Consider the following 21,582-nt stretch of genomic DNA (forward strand, 5'->3'; position numbering starts at 1 on the left):
TGCGCGGCGAGGTCGCCCGACTCTGGCATCCTGAGCGGATGCGCCACACCCCGCACTTCCTGCTGCTCGACCGCGACGAGGTGAAGCGGCTGGTCCGCGAGAACCCGTGGGTGACGATCGTGTCGACGACGCCGACCGGCATGGTCGCCTCGCACTACCCGTTCCTGCTCGACGAGGAGGCCTCGGCGGGTGACGAGATCGTGCTGGTCAGCCACGTCGGGCGCCCCGACGAGCAGCTGCACGGGCTCGGCTCGGACGAGGTGCTGCTGATCGTGCAGGGCCCGCACGGCTACATCTCGCCGAGCTGGTACCCCGAGGGTCAGAACGTGCCGACCTGGAACCACGTGACCGCGCACCTCTGGGGCACGCCCGAGATCCTCGGCTTCGAGGAGAACTACCGCGTGCTCGAGCACCTGACCGACCACTTCGAGAAGGACATGCCGGGCGGCCGCTCGCTCGACCTCGACGAGGAGGGCGCCCGCCGCCTCTCGAAGGGCACGGTGGGCATCCGCATCCGGGTCGAGCGGATGGATGCGCGCGCCAAGCTGAGCCAGAACAAGGCGCCCGAGGTGCACGAGCGCATCGTCGCCGAGCTCGAGGGCGACGGGCCCTATGCGCAGCCGTCGCTCGCCGCGGAGATGCGGCGGCGCGCGGCGCTCGACGCGCCGGCGGAGCAGGCCGAGGCGGCGGAGAAGTCGAAGACCCCGGAGCAGGCGGCTCAGTCCGGAGCGCCCGAGTGAGCGACGCCGCCCGCGCGCTGCTGGTCACCGGCGCGCGCCTGCTCGACCCGGCGACACCGGCATCCCTCGACGCGGGTGCGTCCGCAGCCCCGCAGCCCCTCCTCGTCGTCGACGACCGCATCGCCGCGGTGGGCACCGATCAGGTGGATGCGCATCCCGACGCCGCCCGCGCCGAGCGCCTCGATCTCGACGGCCGCGCCGTCACCCCGGGCCTCTGGGATCACCACGTGCACCTCGTGCAGTGGGCGATCTCGCGGCGCCGCGTCGATGTGAGTGCCGCGACGACGGCCGCGCAGGCGGCGGCGATCCTGCGCGAGCACGCGCGCGTCACGCCGCCCGAGTCGGGGAGCGTGCTGGTGGGCCACGGCTTCCGCGATGCGCTCTGGCCCGATGCACTCGACGCCGCGCTGCTCGGCGACACGCAGCCGATCGCGGCGATCAGCCACGACCTGCACACGGTGTGGGCGAACCCGCTCGCACTGCGGGTGCTCGGCCTCGATGAGACCGGGACCGTGCTGCGCGAGAAGCCCGCCTTCGACGCGAGCGCTCAGCTCAGCGCGCTGCCGGTCGAGGTGACCGATCGCTGGGTCGCCGACGCGGTGACCGCGGCGGCGCAGCGCGGGGTCGTCGGCATCCGCGATCTCGAGATGTCCGACGCGGCGGGGTCGTGGCTGCGGCGTCGTGCCGATGCGGCGTTCCCGCGCATCCGGGTGCGCGCCGCGGTCTATCCGCACGATCTCGCCCTCGCGATCGAGCGCGGGATGCGCACCGACGCCCCGCTCGCCGGCGCCGACAGCCTCGTGGTCGGGGGCGAGTTCAAGCTCTTCGCCGACGGCTCGCTCAACACCCGCACGGCGCACTGCGTGCACGCCTACGACGGCATGACCGGAGCCGAGGCGCACGGCCTCGCCGTCAACCCGGGCGCGGAGCTCGAGGCACGGGCGCGCGAGGGCCTCGCGGTCGGACTCGTGCCGACCATCCACGGCATCGGCGATCTCGCCGTCACGCGCGCGCTCGACGTCTACGAGAGCCTCGACCGCGACGGGTTGAGCCGCGGCGGCTGGATGGAGCACGCCCAGCTCGTCGATCCCGCCGACCTGCCCCGCTTCGCCCGCCTGGGCATCGAGGTGAGCGTGCAGCCCGAGCACGCCATGGACGATCGCGATGTCGCTGACGCGCTCTGGGCGGGGCGCACCGAGCGCTCCTTCGCCTGGCGCGCGCTGCAGGATGCGGGCGTGCGGCTCTGGTTCGGATCGGATGCGCCGGTCGCGCCGCTCGATCCGTGGGTCACGATGGCCGCGGCGGTCACGCGGGCGCGTGACGGGCGCGAGGCCTGGCATCCCGAGCAGACCGTGCCCTTCGCAGCTGCGCTCGCCGCGTCGGTGCGCAGCTCGCTGACGGCGGGGCAGCCGGCCGACCTCGCGATCCTCGACGCCGATCCGGTCGCCGCGGCAGCCGATGCGACCGGGGATGCGCTGCGCGGGCTGCCCGTGGCGGCGACGCTGCTCGCCGGGGAGTTCACGCACCGCACGCTCTGAGGCACGGAACGGCTCGCGGCGCCGCCCGCACCCCGGACACGCCGAAGGCCCGCCCCGAGAACGGGACGGGCCTTCTGACGAGGAGCGCTGCGGATCAGGCCGCGATGTGCGAGAAGAGGAACCAGCGGTCCTTCTCGAGGCCGCGGGCGATCTCGATCGCGACGTCCTGGCTCGAGGCGTCGATCTCGCCGAGCTCGTCGATCGCGGTGCGCACATCCACGAGCACGGCGTCGATCTGCGCGACGATCTGGGCGATGGTCTGGTCGGCCTGCTGGAAGCCGGTGGCCAGCTCGGGGGTCTTGGTCGCGGCGGCGACGGTCTGGATGCGGCCGTCGAGCGGCAGGCCCAGGGCGACGACGCGCTCGGCGGCGGTGTCGGCCCACTCGCGGGCGTGGTCGACGACGTCGTCCAGCAGCTCGTGCACGGCCTGGAAGTTCGCGCCGCGCACGTGCCAGTGCGCCTGCTTGCCGTCGACGCTGAGGGCGGTCAGGCCCACGACGATCGGGGTGAGGAACTGGGCGGTGCCGGCGACGGCATCGGGGTTGAGAGTGGTGGTGGGAACAGCCTTGACGTCAGTCACTTCATCTCCTCGCAGTCGGCCTCAGAACCTGAGGCTCGGGGCCGTTTCGGCCTGCTGACGGGGTCAACGCTACGCACCTGCACGTATTCCGCAAGCAAGCTGAGGCTCCACTTACCCCTGTATTTTCGGGGGTTATCCCCCCGTCGGACCCGGATGCGCACGTCATTCTCAGACGCCCGCGCGCTCGCGAGACTCGGAGCATGACCACGACGTTGTCGAACGACATCCCACCTCAGGAGGCCGCCGCCGCGCCCGCCGGACCGGTGCCGCCCGCGCCGGCCGCCGCATCCACCCCGCCCCTCGGCCGCCGGTACCTCGATCTCTGGCGCACCGTGCTGCCCGAGCTCGGCTTCCTGCTGCCGCTGCTGCCGATCGTCGTGGTCGCGACGTCGCTGCTGAGCACGCTGCTGTGGACCGGCGTCGGCATGATCACCCTGCTCGTCGGCTTCTTCATCGTGCTGGCGGCGCTCTACGTCGCCCGCGGGCTCGGCGACTTCGAGCTGCTGCGGCTGCGCGCCGCCGGGCGGCCCGCGATCTCGCGCGTCGACTGGGAGCGCAAGCCCCCGACCGGCTGGATCTCGCGCGTCTTCGGCCCCTACGCCGACCCGCACTACTGGGTGCACCTGGTGCACGGCATGATCGTGAACCTCGTCCTCGGCGTGCTGAGCTGGTCGATCGTCATCACCTGGCTGGCGAGCGCGATCGGCGGCGTCACCTACTGGATCTGGGTGCTCGCCTTCCCGGATGCCGACCGCAGTCGCAACTTCGCGGGGCAGCTCTCGGCGCTGCTCGGCGGCGAGCCGAACCCGGTGCTCGACAGCATCTTTCACTTCGTGATCGGCCTGCTCTTCCTGGCCACGCTGCCGCTCGTCACCCGTGGGCTCACGCTCATGCACTGGGCCGTGGCGAAGGGGATGCTCGGCGCCTGGTCGAGCGATCGGCTGCGCGTGCAGGTGCAGACGCTCACCGCGTCGCGCGAGGCCGCCACCTCGGCCGAGGGGCAGGCGCTGCGCCGGCTCGAGCGCGACATCCACGACGGACCGCAGCAGCGTCTCGTGCGCCTGCAGATGGATCTCGCCGCCGCCGACCGCCAGCTCGAGGCCGACCCCGAGCGCAGCCGCGCCCTGATCGCCGAGGCGCTCGCCCAGTCGCGCGAGGCGCTGGAGGAGCTGCGGGCGCTGTCACGCGGCTTCGCCCCGCCGCTGCTGCTCGATCGGGGCCTGCGTGCGGCGCTCGCCGGACTCTGCGATCGCGCGGTCGTGCCGACGCGGTTCGTCGACGAGCTGCCGAGCGATCTCGAGATCCCGACCGAGGTCGAGCGCAACGCCTACTTCATCGCCGCCGAGGCGCTGACGAACGCGGCGAAGCACGCGGGCGCCGCGGGCGTGACGGTGGCGCTGCAGCTGCGGCGCGCGCCCGATCCGGCGGCGTCGACGGACGCCGCCGCCGAGCAACGCTGGCTCGATCTCAGCGTGACCGACAACGGGCGCGGGGGAGCGCTGAGCGTTCCCGGCCACGGTCTCGCCGGCATCGAGGAGCGTCTGCGCGGTGTGGGCGGGCTGCTCACCCTGACCAGTCCGGTCGGCGGCGGCACTCAGCTGATCGCGCACCTGCCGCTGACGCGATGACCTCGAGCGTCGTGAGCGCGGCGACGCCCGTGAGCGCCGTGCCGGCCGTGCCCGCCCCTACGGTGGAGGGCATGGCCGGCCTGCGCATCCTCGTCGTCGACGACTCCGTGCTGCTGCGCGAGGGCCTGGTGCGCGTCGTCGAGGAGGCGGGGCACGAGGTCGTCGGCGCGCTCGGCGACGCAGTTGACCTGGTCGATCGGGTCGGCGAGGTGGATGCGCGGCTCGTCGTGCTCGACGTGCGCCTGCCGCCGACGTTCCGCGACGAGGGCGTGCGGGCCGCGATCGCGCTGCGCCGCGCGCGACCCGAGGTGGGCATCCTGCTGCTGTCGCAGTACGTCGAGGTGGCCTATGCGCAGGAGCTGCTCGGCTCCGGGGCCGGCGGCGTCGGCTACCTGCTGAAGGACCGCGTCGCCTCGCTCGATGAGCTGGATGCGGCGATCACGCGCATCGCCGACGGCGGCACGGTGCTCGATCCCGAGGTCGTGACCCAGCTGCTCGGGCGACGCCGCGATCCGCTCGAATCGCTGACCCGGCGGGAGCGGGAGGTGCTGCAGCTCATGGCCGAGGGACGCACGAACGCCGGGGTCGCCGCGGCGCTCACGATCGGCGTCGGGGCCGTGGAGAAGAACGTGTCGGCGATCTTCGGCAAGCTCGGCCTCGACGATTCGGGCTCGGACCACCGACGGGTGCTCGCCGTGCTGGCCTGGCTGCAGTCGAGCGCGGGCTGACGCCGCGTCGCTGAGGCGGCGCTGTCGGCGCCGTGCCGGCGCGGCGGACGCCGCACACACAACAGGCCCGCACCATCCCTCCGATGGTGCGGGCCTGCAGCTGTGGGGCAGGTGTCGCTAGGCGACGTAGGTGCCGACCAGCGGCTCCGATGCGCTCGCGAACGCGGTGTCGCCGATGTGCACCTCCGGGCGGGTCTCCTGGATCGTGTTGGTCCAGGTCATGCCGTTCCACCAGCGCAGCTGGGGGAGGCCGAGCGGGTCGCGGTACCAGCCGGCGGGGGCGGCCGTCGTGGTGGGGGTGACGAGAGTCATCGGAGGGGCTCCTATGTATCGGGGTTACATAAGGGGATACGGGTTTCGGGGTGGCCGTCGATTCTGCGGGGACAAGCTCGACGGCTGTTGGAAATATACGTCCCCCCGTTTCGGGGGGTTTGCCCCCTCTTAGGGGGTAGACGTTCCCGACGCGTCTGTCCTCCATAGTGCGGACAGAGCTGCGTCCCGCGCTCGGGGGTCATGGCCTGCGCATAACACGGTCCTGAACTGGCGTTTTGTTGACCGCTGGTCGAAATCGAGAAATCCGCCCGAGATCCGCTCGCATCTCGCGTACCCCGGCCGTTATCTGATCGTGATCTTTTTCGGCGTCATACCCGGCTCACCTTGCGCGTGTCGCGAGGTGCTCGCGGATCCAGGCGCCGGCATCCGCGGGGTGGATGCGCGCCTCCCGCAGCGCCGCCGAGAATTCGAGCGCCGCGATGCTCAGCCGGTGGTCGGCGCTCGTCTCGGGGTCGCGCAGCACCGTTCGCATCGCCCACCGGGTCGCCGACTCGCCGATCAGCACGGGCGCGACGGCGATGCCGGTGAAGTGCCGCACCTGGCCGGTCGTGCCGTCGTCGAACTCGGAGCGGAAGCCGCCGCCGCGGAAGCGGTTGCGTCCGCCGCGGGCGAGATCGAGCAGGCCGCGCGGGTCGAGGCGGATGCCGGCGCAGTTCCAGGCGAGCCCGCGCAGGAAGCGGTGCGGCTCGTCGGTGCGCTCGGCCAGGCGCTCGGCCACGCGGGCGAGCTGCTCGCAGGCGTCGCCGCCCGCCGTGCCGCCCGCGTCATCCACGCTCCGATCCTCGCACCCGCATCCGCGCGACCCCTTTTCGCAATTCAGCACGAATCGCGCCCGATGGCCGGCGCGGGGCGTCGGAGGCGATTCGTGCTGAATTGCGTTCGGCATCCCGGGGATGGAGCGGCGCGGTGCGGATGTGTACGGTGTTCACATGACTGATTGGACCGCCCGCATCCCGGCCGTGACGCTCTTCGTCGAGGACGTCGCCGCCGCGAAGGAGTTCTACGGCCGCGTCTTCGAGCTGCCGGTGCACTGGGAGGACGAGAACTCGGTCGTGTTCGTCTTCGGGCCGACGATGATCAACCTGCTGCAGGTCGGCGAGGCCGCCGACCTGGTCGGGCCGGCGCCGGTCGGCGACGCCGAGGCCGGCGTGCGCGTGCAGTTCACCCTCGATGTCGACGACGTGGATGCGCGCGCCGAGCTGCTGCGCTCGCGCGGCGTCGAGCTGCTCAACGGGCCGATGGATCGGCCGTGGGGCATCCGCACGGCGGCGTTCCGCGACCCGGACGGGCACGTGTGGGAGATCGCCGGGCCGATCGCGGCCGACGGCGCGGCAGGTGTGGCGGACGGCTCCGCCGGGGCCGGGGCCGGAGCGGCGGCCGGCGAGTTCACGGGCGAGGGCGTCGCGTGAGTCCGCGGGGCGGTGAGCCTCCGCGCGACGGCGAGCACTGCATCCACTTCGCCGACGGGTCGCTCGACTCGGTCGAGCACTACGCCGACGGCGTGAAGAGCGGTGCGGCGGAGTACTGGTACCGCTCCGGCCAGAAGAAGGCGGAAGGGCGGTTCGCCGACGGCGAGTTCACCGGCGACTGGACGTGGTGGCGCGAGAACGGCGAGCTGCTGCAGCGTGGTGGATTCGTCGCCGGAGCGCAGCACGGCCGCTGGCGGCGCTGGCACGACGACGGCGCGCTCATGGACGAGGGCGACTGGGTGCACGGGAAGCGCTCGGGCGAGTGGACCCACTGGGAGCGCGACGGCTCGGTGCGCACGGTGAAGAAGCATCCCGATCGGAGCTGACGCGCGGGGCGCCGTGGGGGTGCCGTGCAGGGTGGATGCGCGACTCGCGTCGTGCGTTTGTGCCCGCCCCGCGCATCCCTAGACTCCGCGCATGACCTTCTGGCAGGCGATCGCCGGCTTCACCGTGGTGGCGGCGCTGCTCACGATCATTCCCGGGCTCGACTCGACCCTTGTGCTGCGCTCGGCGCTGACGAAGGGGCGTGCGGTCGCGATCGCGACCGGCGGCGGCATCGCGTCGGGCGCGATGGTATGGGGCGTGGCGGCGGCGGTGGGCGCGTCGGCGCTGCTGGCCGCGTCGGAGCTGGCGTACCGCCTCCTGACGCTCGCGGGCGCGCTCTACATGGTCTTCCTCGGCATCTCGCTCATCGTGAAGACGTTCCGGCGCGGCGGGCTGGCCGAGCCCGACGTGCCCGCGGTCGACACCCGCGGACGTCACCCGCTGCTGCGCGCGTGGCTGACCGGCGCGACCACGAACCTGCTCAACCCGAAAGTCGGCGTGTTCTACATCGCGACGATCCCGCAGTTCATCCCGCACGGGTCGTCGCCGATCCTCATGGGTCTCGTGCTGGCGCTCGTGCACAACCTGCTCAGCGCGGTCTGGTTCGCGGGGCTGATCGCGGCGTCGTCGTTCGCGGCGCGCTGGCTGCGCCACCCGCGCGCGACGAGGATCATCGACCGCGTCACCGGCACGGTGCTCGTCGGCTTCGGCGTGAAGCTGGTGGTGTCGCCGCACTAGGCGGCGTTCTGGGCGGCCGGGTGCAGCCGGCACGGGTGCGCGGGCGGGCCCGCGGTCGTAGCGTGGGCGGCATCCGGATCGAAGGGGATGCCATGCGCGACGACGAGATGAGGTCCGAGCTCGAGCAGCCGGGAGCGCAGGAGCTGCTGCGCTCGGCGCCGCTGCTGCACCTGGCCTACCGCGGGCTCGACGGCACGCCCCGTGTCATCCCGATCGGCTTCCTCTGGAACGGCACGGCGATCGTGATCTGCACGATCGTCGACGCCCCGAAGAACGCGGCGCTGCGGCGGCGGCCGTCCGTCGCGGTCACGATCGACTCGGGTCACAGCCCGGCCGACTCGAAATCGCTGCTCGTGCGCGGGCCGGCGTCGCTCGAGACCTTGGACGGCATCCCGCGCGAGTACATCGACGCGGCGGCGAAGACGATGAGCCCGGATGAGGTGGCCGGCTTCGAGCAGGCCGTCACCGCCGGCTACGAGCAGATGGTGCGCATCACGATCACGCCGACCTGGGCGCGCTTCTACGACTTCGGCGCCGGACGCCTGCCGGCGACGCTGCAGAGGACGCTCGAGGCGGCCGCGCAGCGGGGCTGAGCGAGGCGGCTCGGGCGGCGGTGAGCAGGCGCGCTGAGCGGGAGCTGCTCACTCTGCGCGCGTGACCGCCTCGAGCGACGTGCGCAGCGCATCCCGGTCATGCTCGGGCAGGGCCGAGAGCAGCGCGTCCTCCATGCGGCGGATGTCGCGACGCGTCGCGGCGAGCAGCTCCACGCCGGCAGGGGAGAGTTCGACCGTGCGGCGGCGGCGATCGCCCGCATCGACCGCGCGCACGATCAGCCCGCGCTCGGCGAGGTCGTCGAGGTGCCGGATGAGTCGGGTCGCGTCGCGACGGCTGCGCTCGGCGAGATCGCTCTGGCTGAGGCCGGGGCTGCTCGCGATCGCCGTGAGCACGACGTACTCCCACATCGAGAGTCCGCGTTCGCGCAGGATCGGCGTCTCGCGCTCGACGATCTCGTCGAGGAGTCGGCGGAGCAGCGCTCCGAGATCGGCGCTCATGCGATCCATCTCCATTTCGTCTACCGTGGTAGATGATCTACCGGAATTCACCATCAAGGAGACCCTATGAGCATCCGATTCGGAATGGTCGTGCTGTACGTGCGCGACCTCGCGCGGTCGGCGACGTTCTACCGCGCCCTCGGCCTCGACGTGCCCGACCCGAACCCGGACCGGCCGGTCATCAGCTGCCGCCTGGCCGAGGGCGTGACGCTGCTGCTGACGACCGACGAGACGGCCCGCCGTCTCGATCCGTCGCGGGAGCGTTCGGCGGCGGCCGCCGGCGACGACGAGTACCAGCAGGTGACGGAGTTCTTCGTCGACGACGATGCGACGGTGGATGCGCTCTGGGCCGGCGCGCCGGCCGCGGGCGGCGTTCAGCGCCGAGTGCCGGGCCACCTGCTCCAGCCCTACGCGACGATGATCGACGACCCCGATGGCAACGTGCTGCTGATCACGAGCGAGCCGCGGTCGGCGTGACGCGACGGTGCCGAGCGAGTGTCGCCGGCCGCCGAGATCTCGGGGCGAGATGGTGATGTGGAGGGGATGACGGGAATCGAACCCGCGTAATCAGTTTGGAAGACTGAGGCTCTACCATTGAGCTACATCCCCGTGATTCCGGGCGAGCCGGAACCGGGAGACAGCCTACTGCACGGAAGCGGCGCGAGAATCCGCGGGCCCACGGAGCAGGTCGGCCATCGAGCGGGCTGGTCACCGAGCGCCGACGCAAGTCGCGCGGTGTGCCGAACCCAGCCCGCGAGCTCAGGCGCTGCGGCGCAGCTCGCTCTCGAGCTCCTCGCCGTCGCGGGCGTCGAGTGCATCCTCGGCGCACTGGTGCGACTGCTCCCAGGCGAAGGCGAGGAAGCTGCTCGTCTCGATCGGACCGGACTCGCCGCAGCGGACGCAGTACGGCTCGTATGCCCGCAGTTCGCGGATGTCGATGTCGGCCATGCAGACAGGGTGCGCCTCACCACCGACATCCGCGGGAGCGACGCGCGGGACGCGACAAGCGCCGCGTGGCGCACGCCGTTTCGGATGAGGAGAGGTCGCGAGCCGAGACAGGCCTCGGACGTGCGTCTCATCCGCAACCCGTGACACGGCCGGGCGCGTCACACGCGGGCCGTCAGCGCCGAGCCGGCAGCGATGAGAAGCAGCGATTCCGCGCACGCAGGAACCCGCGCATCCCCTCCGCTAGACTGTCGCGCGGCCGTTTTCCGGGCAATGCCAGGCACCCGCGGTGAAGCGAGAGCGACACCGCGGTTCCCCCGAGCGGATCGGAATCCGCGGGGCGTAGCTCAGCTTGGCTAGAGCACCCGCTTTGGGAGCGGGAGGCCGCAGGTTCGAATCCTGTCGCCCCGACCAACCAGACCACCGACAGCAGGAGATAACCCCCTTATGGTCACGACGACCGTCGAGAAGCTCACGCCCACCCGCGTCAAGCTCACCATCTCGGTGACGCCGGAGGAGCTGAAGCCCGCCATCGCGCACGCCTACGAGCACATCGCCGAGCAGGTCAGCATCCCCGGCTTCCGCAAGGGCAAGGTGCCGCCGCCCATCATCGACCAGCGCGTCGGCCGCGAAGAGGTGCTCAACCACGCCGTGAGCGAGGGCCTCGACCGCTACTACCGCGAGGCCGCCCAGGCCGAGGACGTCAAGCCGATCGGCCGCCCCGAGGCCGACGTGCTCGAGTGGCCCGACGCCAAGACCTTCCAGGGCGACCTGAAGATCGCCGTCGAGGTGGATGTGCGCCCCGAGTTCGACATGCCGGCCTACGACGGCCTCGAGCTCAAGGTCGACAACGCCGAGATCTCCGACGAGGACGTCGAGACCGAGCTCGAGAACCTGCGCACCCGCTTCGGCACCCTGGTGACCGTCGACCGTCCGGCCAAGACCGGCGACTTCGCGCAGCTCGACCTCGTCGCCACGATCGGCGACGAGCAGGTCGACACCGCCTCGAACGTCTCCTACGAGATCGGCTCGGGCGAGCTGATCGAGGGCATCGACGAGGCCCTCGACACCCTCACCGCCGGCGAGTCGACCACCTTCGAGGCCCCGCTGCTCGGCGGCGACCACGAGGGCGAGACCGCGCAGATCGCCGTCACGCTGAACGCCGTCAAGGAGCGCGAGCTGCCCGAGGCCGACGACGACTTCGCCCAGATCGCCAGCCAGTTCGACACGATCGACGAGCTCAAGGCCGACCTGCGCGAGCAGCTCGGCAAGTCGAAGGTCTTCGGTCAGGGCGCCCAGGCGCGCGACCAGATCGTCGACGTGCTGCTCGAGGGCGTCGAGATCCCGGTTCCCGAGAAGATGGTCGAAGACGAGGTGCACCGCCACCTCGAGCAGGAGAACCGTCTCGAGGACGACGAGCACCGCGCCGAGGTCACCGAGTCGACGCAGAAGAACTTCCGCCAGCAGGTCCTCCTCGACGGCATCGTCGAGAAGGAGGAGATCCAGGTCTCGCAGAACGAGCTCACCACCTACCTGGTGCAGGCCTCGGCGCAGTACGGCATGGAGCCCGGCGACTTCATCAAGGCCCTCGACCAGGGCGGTCAGATCCCGGCCATGGTCGCCGACGTGGCCCGCAGCAAGGCCCTCGCGGTCGTGCTGAGCAAGGCCAAGGTCGTGGATGCCGACGGCAAGCCCGTCGACGTCAGCGCCTTCACCGCCACCGCGCTCGGCGACGGCGACGACAGCCCGCTCATCGGCGCCGACGCGACGCTGGCCGACGAGGACGAGCACGCCGGTCACAACCACTGACCTCGTGCCGACTGCGCCTCGCGCGGCGGCTGAGCTCAGCTGAACGGCCGGAGGGGCCGGTGGGAGAGTTCCCGCCGGCCCTTCCGTGTCTGTCGGCGGAGGGGCCTAGCCTGAGCGCATGACCGGCTATGTCGCCCTGCTCCGTGGAGTCAACGTGGGCGGAGTGAACATCAAGATGGCCGATCTGGCCGCGTGCGTGAAGGGCCTCGGCTACAACGGCGTGCGCACGGTGCTGGCGAGCGGCAACGTCGTGCTCAAGACGAGCAAGGCGGCCGCGACCGTGAAGAGCGAGCTCGAGGCGGCGCTGCGCGAGCGCTTCGGCTACGACGCCTGGGTGCACGTGCTCGACGACGCCGAGCTCGCGCGGGTGATCGACGACTACCCCTTCGAGCGCGGGCGCGACGGCTGGCACGACTACGTCGTGATCGCCGAGCACGCCGACACCCGCGCCGAGCTGGAGCAGAGCATCCAGGGCCTCGACCCCGAGCTCGAGAGGGCCGAGCTCGCGCACGGCGTCCTCTACTGGACCGTGCAGAAGGGCTCGACGCTCGACAGCGTGATGGGCAAGGCGCAGGCGAAGGCGCGCTTCAAGCCGTGGCTGACGAGCCGCAACATGAACACGCTCGACAAGCTGCGGCGCTGAGGGCGCGGGCGCGAACCGGCGCACGATCGCGCGACCAGGACGCGTCGGACGTCAGGGCGCGGGCGACTCGAGCGCCGCATCCACGGCCCGGCCGAGCGCAGGGGCCAGCGTCGCCGAGTAGGTCGCGGTGAGGTGCTGCGAGTCGCGGAACACGAGCACGTTGCCGATCACGGCCGGGCACGAGTCGTCGCGGCAGAGCGACGACGTCAGGTCGAGCTCGTGCGCGCCCGAGGTGGATGCGGCGGCCGCCGCCAGCCGGTCGGTCGCCGCGAACGCGCGGTCGGCGCTGATCTCGCAGGTGCCGACGTCGTCGGGGTTCGCGTCGAGGCACGCGCGGTTGCCGGTGCCGACGGCCGGGGTGTCGCGGATGCCGAGCACGGTCGTGCCGCGGTCGATCAGCGGCTGCCAGGAGGCGAGGTAGCCGGCGTCGGCGATCGCGGTGCGTCCGGCGGCGGTGTCGGGGTCGAGGGCGGCGGCGTCGGTCGTGCCGGAATCAGTGTCCGGGGCGTCGCCGGCGAGCCCGACCGGCTGCCCGCGCAGGTCGGCGCGCGCCGAGGTGAAGACCAGACCGTAGGGGTCCTCGTCGGCGAGGGCCGCATCCACCTTCTGGTTCCAGGCGTCGCAGCGCCGCTTCTCCGCCGCGTCCACGTCGCTCCAGTCGATGTGCGAGAACTCGCAGCCGCCCTTGACGAAGAGGTGCAGCTCCCAGCCGCGCTCCTCGGCCAGACGGGCGAGCGCCGACTCCCAGTGGTGCGCGTGCGAGTCGCCGATCAGCGCGACGCGAGTGCCGCCGCGCACGCCGATCACGCAGCTGACCGGCTTGTCGTCGCGGGCCTGGCACTCGTCCCAGGTGGGCGAGATGTCGTACTCGGCGGTCAGCGTCGAGGGCGTGAAGCCGAGCGCGGCGTCGCCGTTCAGCGCGCACTGCTCGGGATGCGCGATCGCCGCCGCCCCGAAGCAGTCGGCCTGCGTCACCGCGAGCCGGCCGGCGAGCCCGCGGTCGTCGGCGACCTGTCCGGCGATCGCCGCCCAGCCGGCGCCCGGCGCGGCCAGCACGAGCACCATCGCGCCCGCGGTCGCCGCGAGCACGACCCGCGGGCGCACCCGGCGCATCCGCGGGGCCAGGACGGGCCGCTCGACGAGCACGTGCGTGAGCGCGGCGAGCGCGAGTGACACGACGGCGATGACGAGAGGCTCGGCCGGGATCGCTCCGTCGACGGCCTTCGGCAGCAGGATGCCGACCGGCCAGTGCCAGAGGTAGAGCGTGTAGCTGAGGGTGCCGAGCGCGCGCACCGGGGGAGTGCGCAGCACACGTCCGACGGCGCCGGTCTCGGCGCGGGCGGCGATGATGAGCGCGGTCGCCGCGACCGGGAGCGCCGCGGCGAGGCCCGGATAGGGCACCGAGGCGGGCAGCAGCAGGCCGACGGCGATCAGGGCGGCCCAGCCGAGCAGCGCGGCCGGAACCGCGAGCCGCGACGGCAGGCGCGCGCCGGTCAGCGCGAGCAGGGCTCCGGCGCCGAACTCCCACGCGCGGGTGTGCGGCCAGAAGTAGGCCGGCTCCGGGTTCGTGGCGGTCAGCACGATCGACGCCGCGAGAGACCCGGCCGTGACGAGCGCGACGAGCAGTGTCGCGACACGGAGGCGGCGGTGCGCATCCCGCTCGACGGCGCGGGAGTCGGTCGGGTCCAGGTCTGCCGCACGCGTCGTTCCCCGTCGCCGCCGAGCGAGCACCCGCCACGCCAGCAGCAGGAGCAGCGGCCAGACCAGGTAGAACTGCTCCTCGACGCCGAGCGACCAGAAGTGCTGGAACGGCGTCGCCGAGGCGCCGGCCGCGAGGTAGTCGACGCTCGCCGAGGCCAGGAACCAGTTCTCGACATAGAGCACGCTCGCCGCCAGCTCGCTGCCGAGCCGCGGCCAGTCCTCCTTCGGCGTGACCGCCAGGCCGACGGCGCCCGCGACGACGATGACCACGAGCGCCGAGGGGATGAGGCGACGCGCCCGGCGGGCCCAGAACGCCGGCAGATCGACGCGTCCGTCGCGACGCAGCTCGCGCACCAGATGCCCGGTGATGAGGAAGCCCGACACGACGAAGAAGGCGTCGACGCCGACGAATCCGCCCTGCGGCACGCCGAGATGCAGGTGGTAGATCACGACGAGCGTCACGGCGAGGGCGCGGATGCCGTGCACGTCGGCGCGGAAGCCGGAGCCGCGCGCGGTCGCCGACGCGGCGGATCCCGCGCTCGCCGACCGCGCGGCGCGGGTCGGCGCGGGGGAGTCGGGGCGGGCATCCACGCCGCCGACCGTAAAGACCGCGGGTTAACAGGCGGCGACGAGGCGGTGGATGCGGCGGCGGCTCACAGGAGTCTCGCGGGCCGCGCGAGCCCCGCAGTGAGGCGGCTCAGCCTTCCTCGCCCTCGTCGCCCAGCAGCTCGCGGGCGTACCCGCGCACCGAGCGCTGGTAGCGCGGCAGCGTCGGAGCGAGCGCGAGCAGCAGGTCGGCGACCGCCTCGACCTGGCGTCCGGCCGAGGTGAGCGCGAGAGCGCGGAAGGCGCTCGCCGCCGCCGCGAGCTCGTGATCGGGCCGGTCGCCGTAGTGCGCGTCGATCAGCGCGATCGACTCCTCGGGTCGGCCGAGGTTGCGCACGGTCGACGCGAGCTGGATCACGACCTGCGAGCGGAACGGCTCGCCGAGCCCCCCGTCGAGCGCGCGCACGTAGAGCTGCTCGGCCCACGACTCGAGGCCGGCCGAGTCGCGGGCGCCGCCGGCCTCGGCCAGCGCCTCGGGATCGTCGGGGCGCTCCGCCGCGAGCGCGTCGATGCGGCGCATGACCTCGCGCTCGTCGAGGGCGTCGTCGGCCCACACGGCATCCACCCGCGCGCGCCAATCGGCATAGCCGGGGTCGGTCGTGCGGTCGGGCGCGGGGATGCTCACGGCAGGTTCTCCTCGGGAGGGCTCGTGCGCGGGCGCAGCGCGCGCCCGGCGAGGACGATGAGGGCGGCCGTGCCGACCACGATCGCCCACAGACCCATGATCAGGCATCGTGCGGCGAGCGCCGGGTTCGGCTCCTCGAGGCCGATCCCGAGCGCGAACAGGATGCCGCCGCCGGCCTGCGCGAGCACCGCCCACGACTCGTACCGCGTCACGAGCGCAGAGCTGGTGCCGCCGATGATGGCGGGGCCGGGGTCGCGCGCGAGCCGCGCTCGCACCAGCAGGGCGCCGATCACGCAGCCGAGCAGCAGCACGGCGTCGATCACGACGAGCTGGGTCAGGAACGCGGCGCCGTCACCCCAGCCCTCGGCGAGGTCGCCCGTCGGCCCGCCGTCGCGCGCGGGCACCGCGATGCGCGCCGGGATGCCGACCAGCACCGGCAGCACGGGCGCGCCGATCGCGACCGGCCACAGCGCACGCGTCGCCCAGCCGCGCAGGCGCAGGCCCCGCGCATCCACCTCGTCGCCCTCGTCGCGGTCGCTCACGCGGTCAGGCTACGCCGCGGCGATCCCTCGACGACATCACACAGAGAATGCGTCGAGGAGGAAGCATCCGCGCGTCGATTCGTAGCGAACGCGTTCACCGGCAGTGCCAGGCCCGCACGCTTGAAGCGAGACTCCCGAGCGACCACGTCGAACCGCGGTCCTGCCCTGACGGGCGTTTCGTCCCCGATCAAGCTCACATGCCGACGGTCCGAATCGGCGGGGCGCTGGGATGTGCGGGGAGGCGTGTCTCAGGCTGAATCTAGACTGGTCGAGACAGATGGGGTGATGGTGACCGAACAATTGAAGCGAGCCCTGAGGGATGCTCGGCGGGCGGCCGCAATGTCGTCCCCTGGTTTCGAGGCGATGGCGAGCGCGAGCGCAGCCGCGATCCGGAAAATTGCCGAGGCTGGAGCTAACGAAGCCACCATCTCCCAAGAGTTTGATGCGCGCGTGAAAGAGCTCATGCTCGAACTCGAGTTCGACTATGTACCGAGCAAAGAAGAGCGAGCTGCAACGACGAGGCGAAAGCACTCAGGCAGGATCGACAGTCGAGTCGGGTCGGTCGTAATCGAGTTCAAACAGGTCGCCGCGTTCAACTCTGAGAGCCAGAAGAAGATCGCTGTCGATCAGCTGATTGGTTATATGGAATCGCTGCCGTCGAGCGGTGATGGCGAGATTGTCGGACTTGCGACCGACGGCGTCGAAGCTGTCGTCGTCGTTCGCCAGAACGGGATTACTACCGCAGGCGCGACGTCACCTTTGACTGGCAAGAGTCTGCGAGATCTTGCCGGCTGGCTTGTCAAATCCGAGCAAGTCGCGCTCACCGCTAGCAATTTGATCGGAGCGCTGCACGGCGACGACGGCACTCTTGTCCTCGTTGCGTGTCGCCTTTTCGATGAGCTTCATAAGCGACGAAGCCAGCGTGCTCACATGCTATTTCTCGAGTGGCAGAGGCTTTTCAAGCTCTCGCACGACGACGTGTCCCAACAGGCGACCATTGAGGCGCGTCGATCGGAGCTCGAGACGATAATCGGAACCAAGTTCGCGAAGGGTGATCGCGAAGTTGAGTACTCGGCGCTTTTTGCGTTGCAAACGGCGATCGCGATTGCTGTGAAGCTTCTCGCGCACAAGGTTCTCGTCGACTTGCGCGGGGGCGCACTGCCGGTGGAATTCGCACGAATTGCTGACGACGATGATCTCGCGCTCGGCCTGCGAATGCGTCGACTCGAGAATGGCGCGGGATTTCGGGAACAAGGATTCACAAACATTCTCGAAGGCGACTTCTTTGCGTGGTATGCCCACGAGTCGCAGTGGACTGACGACGTCGCCACGGCCGTACGGCGGCTCATCGCGACGCTATCCGACTTCGAGGGTTCTGTGCTGTCCGCGTCGGGTCGCAGGCCGGTCTCCGACCTATTTCGCGATTTGTATGAAGCGGTTGTTCCTGGCGCGGTCAGAAGGAGTCTAGGCGAGTTCTACACACCGCCCTGGTTGGCCGATCACACAGTGGAGCGCGCTATCGCCGCGGCCGGTATCGATTCTGATTCCCGCGACTGGCGCGGGATTGATCCGTGCTGCGGTAGCGGCACCTTTCTGACGGTGATGCTCGCGAGGGTCCTGGGTGAGGATGCGGATGGTCGATCTGCGCTTCGTCGAGTCGTGGGCGTCGATCTCAATCCCCTGGCGGTACTCATGGCTAGAGTCAACTATTTCATCAACGTGTCACCATTCCTTGAGCACGACGATGAGGTCGAGATTCCAGTTTATCTGGGAGACGCGACGCAGTTGCCGGTCGCTGTCGATGTTGGATCTGTGCGTTGCTTGCGGTACCAGCTCAACACCGAAAGAGGCACCACCGAGGTTGTGCTGCCACATTCGATAATTGCGAACAAGCAAGACTTCTCTCTTGCGATGTTTCACGTGGAGGCTGCGACGGTCGATCTCGACCCCGCGCAGATCGTCAAGATCATCTCCGATATCGCCGACCACAATGACCTCACGCCGGAAGTTCGGTCGCATCTTGACGATTTTGCTGGGATGCTTGTTGATTTGCAGCGGCACGAATGGGACGGGGTCTGGGCCCGTATCCTGGCGAACTTCTTTGCAACTGCAGAACTGGGCAGTTTCGACATTGTAGTTGGAAATCCGCCGTGGATTGATTGGAAGACGCTGCCGGAAGGATACCGGGCTGAACTTGTGAGCACGGTCGGCAAGGAGCTATTTTCCGGCGACGTAGTCACCGGCGGTATTTCGCTGAATGTTTGTGCGGTGATTGCCAGTGCCGCGGCTCGGCATTGGCTCGCGGCAGATGGGGCGCTCGCTTTTCTTATGCCCGAACCGATAATGTACCAGCACAGTTATGAGGGCTTCCGAAAGATAGTTCACGGCGATCGCCAGTTGTTCTGGCAGGAGCTGATTGATTGGTCCGGTGCTGGCCATCCCTTCCACCCTGTGACGCAACGATTCGCCGCTTATGTTATCTCCTCGAATCCGGTTGATTACGCGAAGGGCATTCCTATCGTGCGGCCAACTTTGCGCGAGCCCCGAAACGCGCGGCGAGTCCATGCGGCGATCCGTTCGGGGAGGGTCTTCGCGGAGGTTGCGGATCGTTTCTCCTTTGAGGGTTATGTCGCGTTCACTCCTGACGCAGATCGCAATTTCTTCGCAGTCGCCGAGAACCTCGAACAAGTCAATAAGATGCGAAAGGTTTCGGGATTCTCGAATTATCGCGGACGCGAGGGGGTCGAATTCTATCCTCAGGAGCTTATGCTGTTGACTCATATTCCGGGGCGCGGGCGCAAGGTTCGTGGGCGCGCGGTTGAAACGTTTGTAAATTACAACAGTCCCCGATCCAAGCATCGCGTTCCACAGCAAGAACGGGTCTTGGAGACTGCGCATCTGAGGCCTTTGCTCAAGGGCGTCGACATCGAGCGGTTTCACATGCGCAAAGCGTCATACTATGTTCCGTTCGCGTATTCGTCGACGCATGCATCCGGTCGTTCTCCCTTGCCGATCAAGGCACTCAGGGATTCATCGCCTGCTCTTCTGGAATATTTCCAAGAAAATCGGCAAGTATTCGAATCTCAGACTCAGTACAACGCCCGGATCATGGGCGCTCATAATACAGAGTTTTATTCGCTTGCCCGCGTTGGTGAATATTCTCACGTTGAGAGATATGTGGCCTTCCGCGACAACTCGTCGTGGCAGGCGGTAGTGGTTGAGGCGGTCGACCTTCCATGGGGTGGCCGCGCGATGCCGATCCCTCAGAACCATGCTGTGTCAATCGCAGAGGGGCCCAACGGCTCGATCACAGGCGACGAAGCTCACTTCATTTGCGCGGTGATGAACTCGCCAATCGTTAGATCCTTCATGTTGGCGTCGAGCGACCATCGAACGTTCCCTGTTCGTCTACGCGTCCGAATTCCGGGCTTTGATGCCGCCGACGCTGATCACGTGCGGCTCGCGGAGGTGTCGAGGAGCGCACATCTTGTCTGGGATGACGTTGCGGAGATGTCGGTGATCGACAGCGAGCTGGATGAGCTGGTTTCACGGATCTTCTAGCCCAGCGTCGTGGCCGCATCTGCTCACGGCGAACAGCGCCCAGACCGCTTCCGGCGCCCCGGTAGATTCGAGGCAATCCACAGAACGGGAGTTGCTCCGATGGCCGATACGGCATTCCAGCCGAGCGTTTTTGACCGCCTTCTCAAGGACCGCATCATCTGGCTGGGCTCTGAGGTTCGCGACGACAACGCGAACGAGATCGCGGCGAAGCTGCTGCTTCTCGCCGCCGAAGACCCGAAGAAGGACATCTTCCTCTACATCAACTCGCCCGGCGGCTCGATCACGGCCGGCATGGCGATCTACGACACGATGCAGTTCGTGCCCAACGACATCGTCACCGTCGGCATCGGCATGGCTGCGTCGATGGGCCAGCTGCTGCTCACCGCGGGCACCAAGGGCAAGCGCTACATCACGCCCAACGCGCGCGTGCTGCTGCACCAGCCCCACGGCGGGTTCGGCGGAACCTCCTCCGACATCCAGACCCAGGCCGCGCTCATCAACGACATGAAGAAGCGCCTCGCCGAGATCACCGCGGCCCAGACCGGCAAGACCGCCGAGCAGGTCAACGCCGACGGCGACCGCGACCGCTGGTTCACCGCCGAGGAGGCCCTCGAGTACGGCTTCGTCGACCACATCCGCGAGTCGGCGGCCGACGTCGTCGGCGGCGGCGGAACCGACGAGTCCAAGTAACGAGCGCGAAGAACGAGAGAGACGGAACGAATCATGGAGACCCCCAACTTCCTGGCGGGCGGAGACCTCGCATCGCGCATGCCCTCGTCGCGCTACATCCTGCCCAGCTTCGAGGAGCGCACCGCCTACGGCTTCAAGCGTCAGGACCCCTACGCGAAGCTGTTCGAGGACCGCATCATCTTCCTCGGCGTACAGGTGGATGACGCCTCGGCCGACGACATCATGGCCCAGCTGCTCGTGCTCGAGTCGCAGGACCCCGACCGCGACATCGTCATGTACATCAACAGCCCCGGCGGCTCGTTCACGGCCATGACGGCGATCTACGACACGATGCAGTACATCCGCCCGCAGGTCATGACCGTGGTGCTCGGCCAGGCGGCCTCGGCCGCGGCCGTGATCGCGGCGGCCGGCGAGCCCGGCAAGCGCCTCGCGCTGCCGAACGCGCGCGTGCTCATCCACCAGCCCGCCGTCGGCGAGGCCGGTCGCGGCCAGGCGTCGGACATCGAGATCCAGGCCAAGGAGATCCTGCGCCTGCGCACCTGGCTCGAGGAGACCCTCGCGAACCACTCGAAGAAGTCGCAGGAGGAGATCAACGCCGCCATCGAGCGCGACACGATCCTCACCGCGCCGGAGGCCCTCGAGTACGGTCTGATCGACCAGGTGCTCACGAGCCGCAAGAACGTGCCGGCGCAGCTGACCGCGAAGTAGTCGCGCGCTGCCGGTTCACGGCATCACGGAGGGCCGTCGGGGAGACCCGGCGGCCCTCCGTCGTGTCGGCGGGTTCGGCGGATGCCCGACCACGGCCCCGTCTGCAGGGGTGCCGGCGCCGGCGGCGCGGGCGTAGGGTGCCGGGCATGGCGGCGCACGAGGTCGACGAGCAGGTGGTGCGGGCGTATCGCGCGGGCGAGGATCTCGGCGTACCGGGCGTGCACCGCGACCGGCTCGTGCTGCTCACCACGACCGGACGCCGCACGGGCGAGCCGCGCACCTCGCCGATGATGTTCGTGCGGCCCGGTGACGTCGGGGCCGACGACCTCGGGCCCGGCGACGGCGTGCTCGTGATCGCGTCGGGCGCCGGATCGCCGCGCGATCCGCCTGGTACGGCAACCTCGTCGCCGACCCCGCGGTGCATGTCGAGCTGCCCGACGACGAGTGGGATGCGCGCGCCGAGACGCTCGTCGGCGACGAGCGGGCCCGGGTCTGGGCCGCACTGCTCGAGCGCTTCCCGTTCTTCGCCGAGCACGAAGCGAAAGCGGGCCGCGAGATCCCCGTCGTGCGACTGGTTCCCGCGACCCGCTAGGGCAGCTCCGTGTGGGCGTGACGCCTCTCG

General features: G+C 69.9%; 22 protein-coding genes, 2 tRNA genes and 1 pseudogene. 16 read left to right on the forward strand and 9 right to left on the reverse strand.

Features of this window, described 5'->3' with window-relative positions:
• Nucleotides 1-38 precede the first annotated feature (38 nt).
• The gene (locus FJ658_RS13910) at nt 39-740 is read left to right on the forward strand and encodes an FMN-binding negative transcriptional regulator (protein ID WP_141145994.1); all 702 of its coding nucleotides are present in this window, start codon (nt 39-41) and stop codon (nt 738-740) included.
• Nucleotides 737-2,278 carry an amidohydrolase family protein gene (locus FJ658_RS13915; protein ID WP_141145995.1) on the forward strand — a complete coding sequence of 514 codons (1,542 nt, stop codon included), beginning with the start codon at nt 737-739 and terminating at the stop codon, nt 2,276-2,278. Before FJ658_RS13910 ends, FJ658_RS13915 begins: the two co-directional genes overlap by 4 nt.
• Nucleotides 2,279-2,372: 94 nt before the next feature.
• On the opposite strand, the gene FJ658_RS13920 is transcribed toward FJ658_RS13915, so the two are convergent.
• On the reverse strand, nt 2,373-2,858 hold the full coding sequence (locus tag FJ658_RS13920; protein WP_141145996.1) for a Dps family protein: 486 nt from the start codon (nt 2,856-2,858) through the stop codon (nt 2,373-2,375).
• A 200-nt stretch (nt 2,859-3,058) separates the two neighbouring features.
• On the opposite strand from FJ658_RS13920, the gene FJ658_RS13925 reads away from it, so the two are divergent.
• The gene (locus FJ658_RS13925; protein WP_141145997.1) at nt 3,059-4,486 is read left to right on the forward strand and encodes a sensor domain-containing protein; all 1,428 of its coding nucleotides are present in this window, start codon (nt 3,059-3,061) and stop codon (nt 4,484-4,486) included.
• A 71-nt stretch (nt 4,487-4,557) separates the two neighbouring features.
• On the forward strand, nt 4,558-5,214 hold the full coding sequence (locus tag FJ658_RS13930) for a response regulator transcription factor (RefSeq protein ID WP_141146183.1): 657 nt from the start codon (nt 4,558-4,560) through the stop codon (nt 5,212-5,214).
• Between the two features lie 117 nt (nt 5,215-5,331).
• Here the strand turns inward: FJ658_RS13930 and FJ658_RS13935 are convergent, their stop codons facing one another.
• Nucleotides 5,332-5,526 (reverse strand): DUF2510 domain-containing protein, encoded by a 195-nt coding sequence (locus FJ658_RS13935; RefSeq protein ID WP_141145998.1) that lies wholly within the window; start codon nt 5,524-5,526, stop codon nt 5,332-5,334.
• 340 nt (nt 5,527-5,866) lie between these two features.
• Nucleotides 5,867-6,319 (reverse strand): hypothetical protein, encoded by a 453-nt coding sequence (locus FJ658_RS13940; protein WP_141145999.1) that lies wholly within the window; start codon nt 6,317-6,319, stop codon nt 5,867-5,869.
• Nucleotides 6,320-6,476: 157 nt separating this feature from the next.
• Here FJ658_RS13940 and FJ658_RS13945 point away from each other — a divergent pair, with 157 nt between their 5' ends.
• From FJ658_RS13945 to FJ658_RS13960, 4 genes are all read left to right on the forward strand, one after another.
• A complete protein-coding gene (locus tag FJ658_RS13945) occupies nt 6,477-6,956 on the forward strand; it encodes a VOC family protein (protein ID WP_141146000.1) in 480 nt (159 codons plus the stop codon).
• Nucleotides 6,953-7,342, forward strand: coding sequence for a toxin-antitoxin system YwqK family antitoxin (locus FJ658_RS13950; protein WP_141146001.1), 390 nt, complete (start codon nt 6,953-6,955; stop codon nt 7,340-7,342). The genes FJ658_RS13945 and FJ658_RS13950 overlap by 4 nt, the downstream gene beginning before the upstream one ends.
• A gap of 91 nt (nt 7,343-7,433) precedes the next feature.
• Nucleotides 7,434-8,078, forward strand: a complete 645-nt coding sequence (locus FJ658_RS13955; protein ID WP_141146002.1) for a LysE family translocator — start codon at nt 7,434-7,436, stop codon at nt 8,076-8,078.
• Between the two features lie 92 nt (nt 8,079-8,170).
• Nucleotides 8,171-8,671 (forward strand): pyridoxamine 5'-phosphate oxidase family protein, encoded by a 501-nt coding sequence (locus FJ658_RS13960; protein ID WP_141146003.1) that lies wholly within the window; start codon nt 8,171-8,173, stop codon nt 8,669-8,671.
• Between the two features lie 48 nt (nt 8,672-8,719).
• Here FJ658_RS13960 and FJ658_RS13965 read toward each other — a convergent pair whose 3' ends face one another.
• Entirely contained in the window at nt 8,720-9,130 is a 411-nt protein-coding gene (locus tag FJ658_RS13965) for a MarR family winged helix-turn-helix transcriptional regulator (RefSeq protein ID WP_219995777.1), read from the reverse strand.
• A 66-nt stretch (nt 9,131-9,196) separates the two neighbouring features.
• Here FJ658_RS13965 and FJ658_RS13970 point away from each other — a divergent pair, with 66 nt between their 5' ends.
• Nucleotides 9,197-9,607, forward strand: coding sequence for a VOC family protein (locus tag FJ658_RS13970; RefSeq protein ID WP_141146005.1), 411 nt, complete (start codon nt 9,197-9,199; stop codon nt 9,605-9,607).
• Nucleotides 9,608-9,665: 58 nt separating this feature from the next.
• Here FJ658_RS13970 and FJ658_RS13975 read toward each other — a convergent pair.
• Together FJ658_RS13975 and FJ658_RS13980 are read right to left on the reverse strand one after the other, a co-directional pair.
• Nucleotides 9,666-9,739, reverse strand: a tRNA-Gly gene (locus tag FJ658_RS13975).
• Between the two features lie 150 nt (nt 9,740-9,889).
• The gene (locus FJ658_RS13980) at nt 9,890-10,078 is read right to left on the reverse strand and encodes a hypothetical protein (protein WP_141146006.1); all 189 of its coding nucleotides are present in this window, start codon (nt 10,076-10,078) and stop codon (nt 9,890-9,892) included.
• 333 nt (nt 10,079-10,411) lie between these two features.
• Here FJ658_RS13980 and FJ658_RS13985 point away from each other — a divergent pair.
• The 3 genes from FJ658_RS13985 to FJ658_RS13995 all read left to right on the forward strand — a co-directional run bounded on the left by FJ658_RS13985 (nt 10,412) and on the right by FJ658_RS13995 (nt 12,527).
• Nucleotides 10,412-10,489: transfer RNA gene (locus tag FJ658_RS13985), tRNA-Pro, on the forward strand.
• A gap of 33 nt (nt 10,490-10,522) precedes the next feature.
• A complete protein-coding gene (gene tig / locus FJ658_RS13990; RefSeq protein ID WP_141146007.1) occupies nt 10,523-11,884 on the forward strand; it encodes a trigger factor in 1,362 nt (453 codons plus the stop codon).
• Between the two features lie 118 nt (nt 11,885-12,002).
• Complete coding sequence (locus FJ658_RS13995; protein WP_141146008.1) at nt 12,003-12,527, forward strand: DUF1697 domain-containing protein; 525 nt, start codon at nt 12,003-12,005, stop codon at nt 12,525-12,527.
• 51 nt (nt 12,528-12,578) lie between these two features.
• On the opposite strand, the gene FJ658_RS14000 is transcribed toward FJ658_RS13995, so the two are convergent.
• The 3 genes from FJ658_RS14000 to FJ658_RS14010 form a co-directional block, all read right to left on the reverse strand.
• The gene (locus FJ658_RS14000) at nt 12,579-14,819 is read right to left on the reverse strand and encodes an acyltransferase family protein (RefSeq protein WP_141146009.1); all 2,241 of its coding nucleotides are present in this window, start codon (nt 14,817-14,819) and stop codon (nt 12,579-12,581) included.
• A 106-nt stretch (nt 14,820-14,925) separates the two neighbouring features.
• A complete protein-coding gene (locus FJ658_RS14005; protein WP_255447747.1) occupies nt 14,926-15,459 on the reverse strand; it encodes a tetratricopeptide repeat protein in 534 nt (177 codons plus the stop codon).
• Entirely contained in the window at nt 15,456-16,001 is a 546-nt protein-coding gene (locus FJ658_RS14010) for a hypothetical protein (protein ID WP_141146011.1), read from the reverse strand. Before FJ658_RS14010 ends, FJ658_RS14005 begins: the two co-directional genes overlap by 4 nt.
• 285 nt (nt 16,002-16,286) lie before the next feature.
• Here FJ658_RS14010 and FJ658_RS14015 point away from each other — a divergent pair, with 285 nt between their 5' ends.
• The 4 genes and pseudogenes from FJ658_RS14015 (at nt 16,287) to FJ658_RS16885 (ending at nt 21,552) form a co-directional block, all read left to right on the forward strand.
• Nucleotides 16,287-19,562 carry an N-6 DNA methylase gene (locus FJ658_RS14015; RefSeq protein ID WP_255447758.1) on the forward strand — a complete coding sequence of 1,092 codons (3,276 nt, stop codon included), beginning with the start codon at nt 16,287-16,289 and terminating at the stop codon, nt 19,560-19,562.
• Between the two features lie 99 nt (nt 19,563-19,661).
• A complete protein-coding gene (locus FJ658_RS14020; protein WP_141146013.1) occupies nt 19,662-20,252 on the forward strand; it encodes an ATP-dependent Clp protease proteolytic subunit in 591 nt (196 codons plus the stop codon).
• 33 nt (nt 20,253-20,285) lie between these two features.
• Complete coding sequence (locus tag FJ658_RS14025) at nt 20,286-20,960, forward strand: ATP-dependent Clp protease proteolytic subunit (RefSeq protein WP_141146014.1); 675 nt, start codon at nt 20,286-20,288, stop codon at nt 20,958-20,960.
• A gap of 287 nt (nt 20,961-21,247) precedes the next feature.
• Nucleotides 21,248-21,552 (forward strand): annotated as a pseudogene (locus tag FJ658_RS16885) (nitroreductase/quinone reductase family protein).
• Nucleotides 21,553-21,582 lie beyond the last annotated feature (30 nt).

Source organism: Schumannella sp. 10F1B-5-1 (assembly GCF_006517535.1).
Classification (GTDB): domain Bacteria; phylum Actinomycetota; class Actinomycetes; order Actinomycetales; family Microbacteriaceae; genus Schumannella.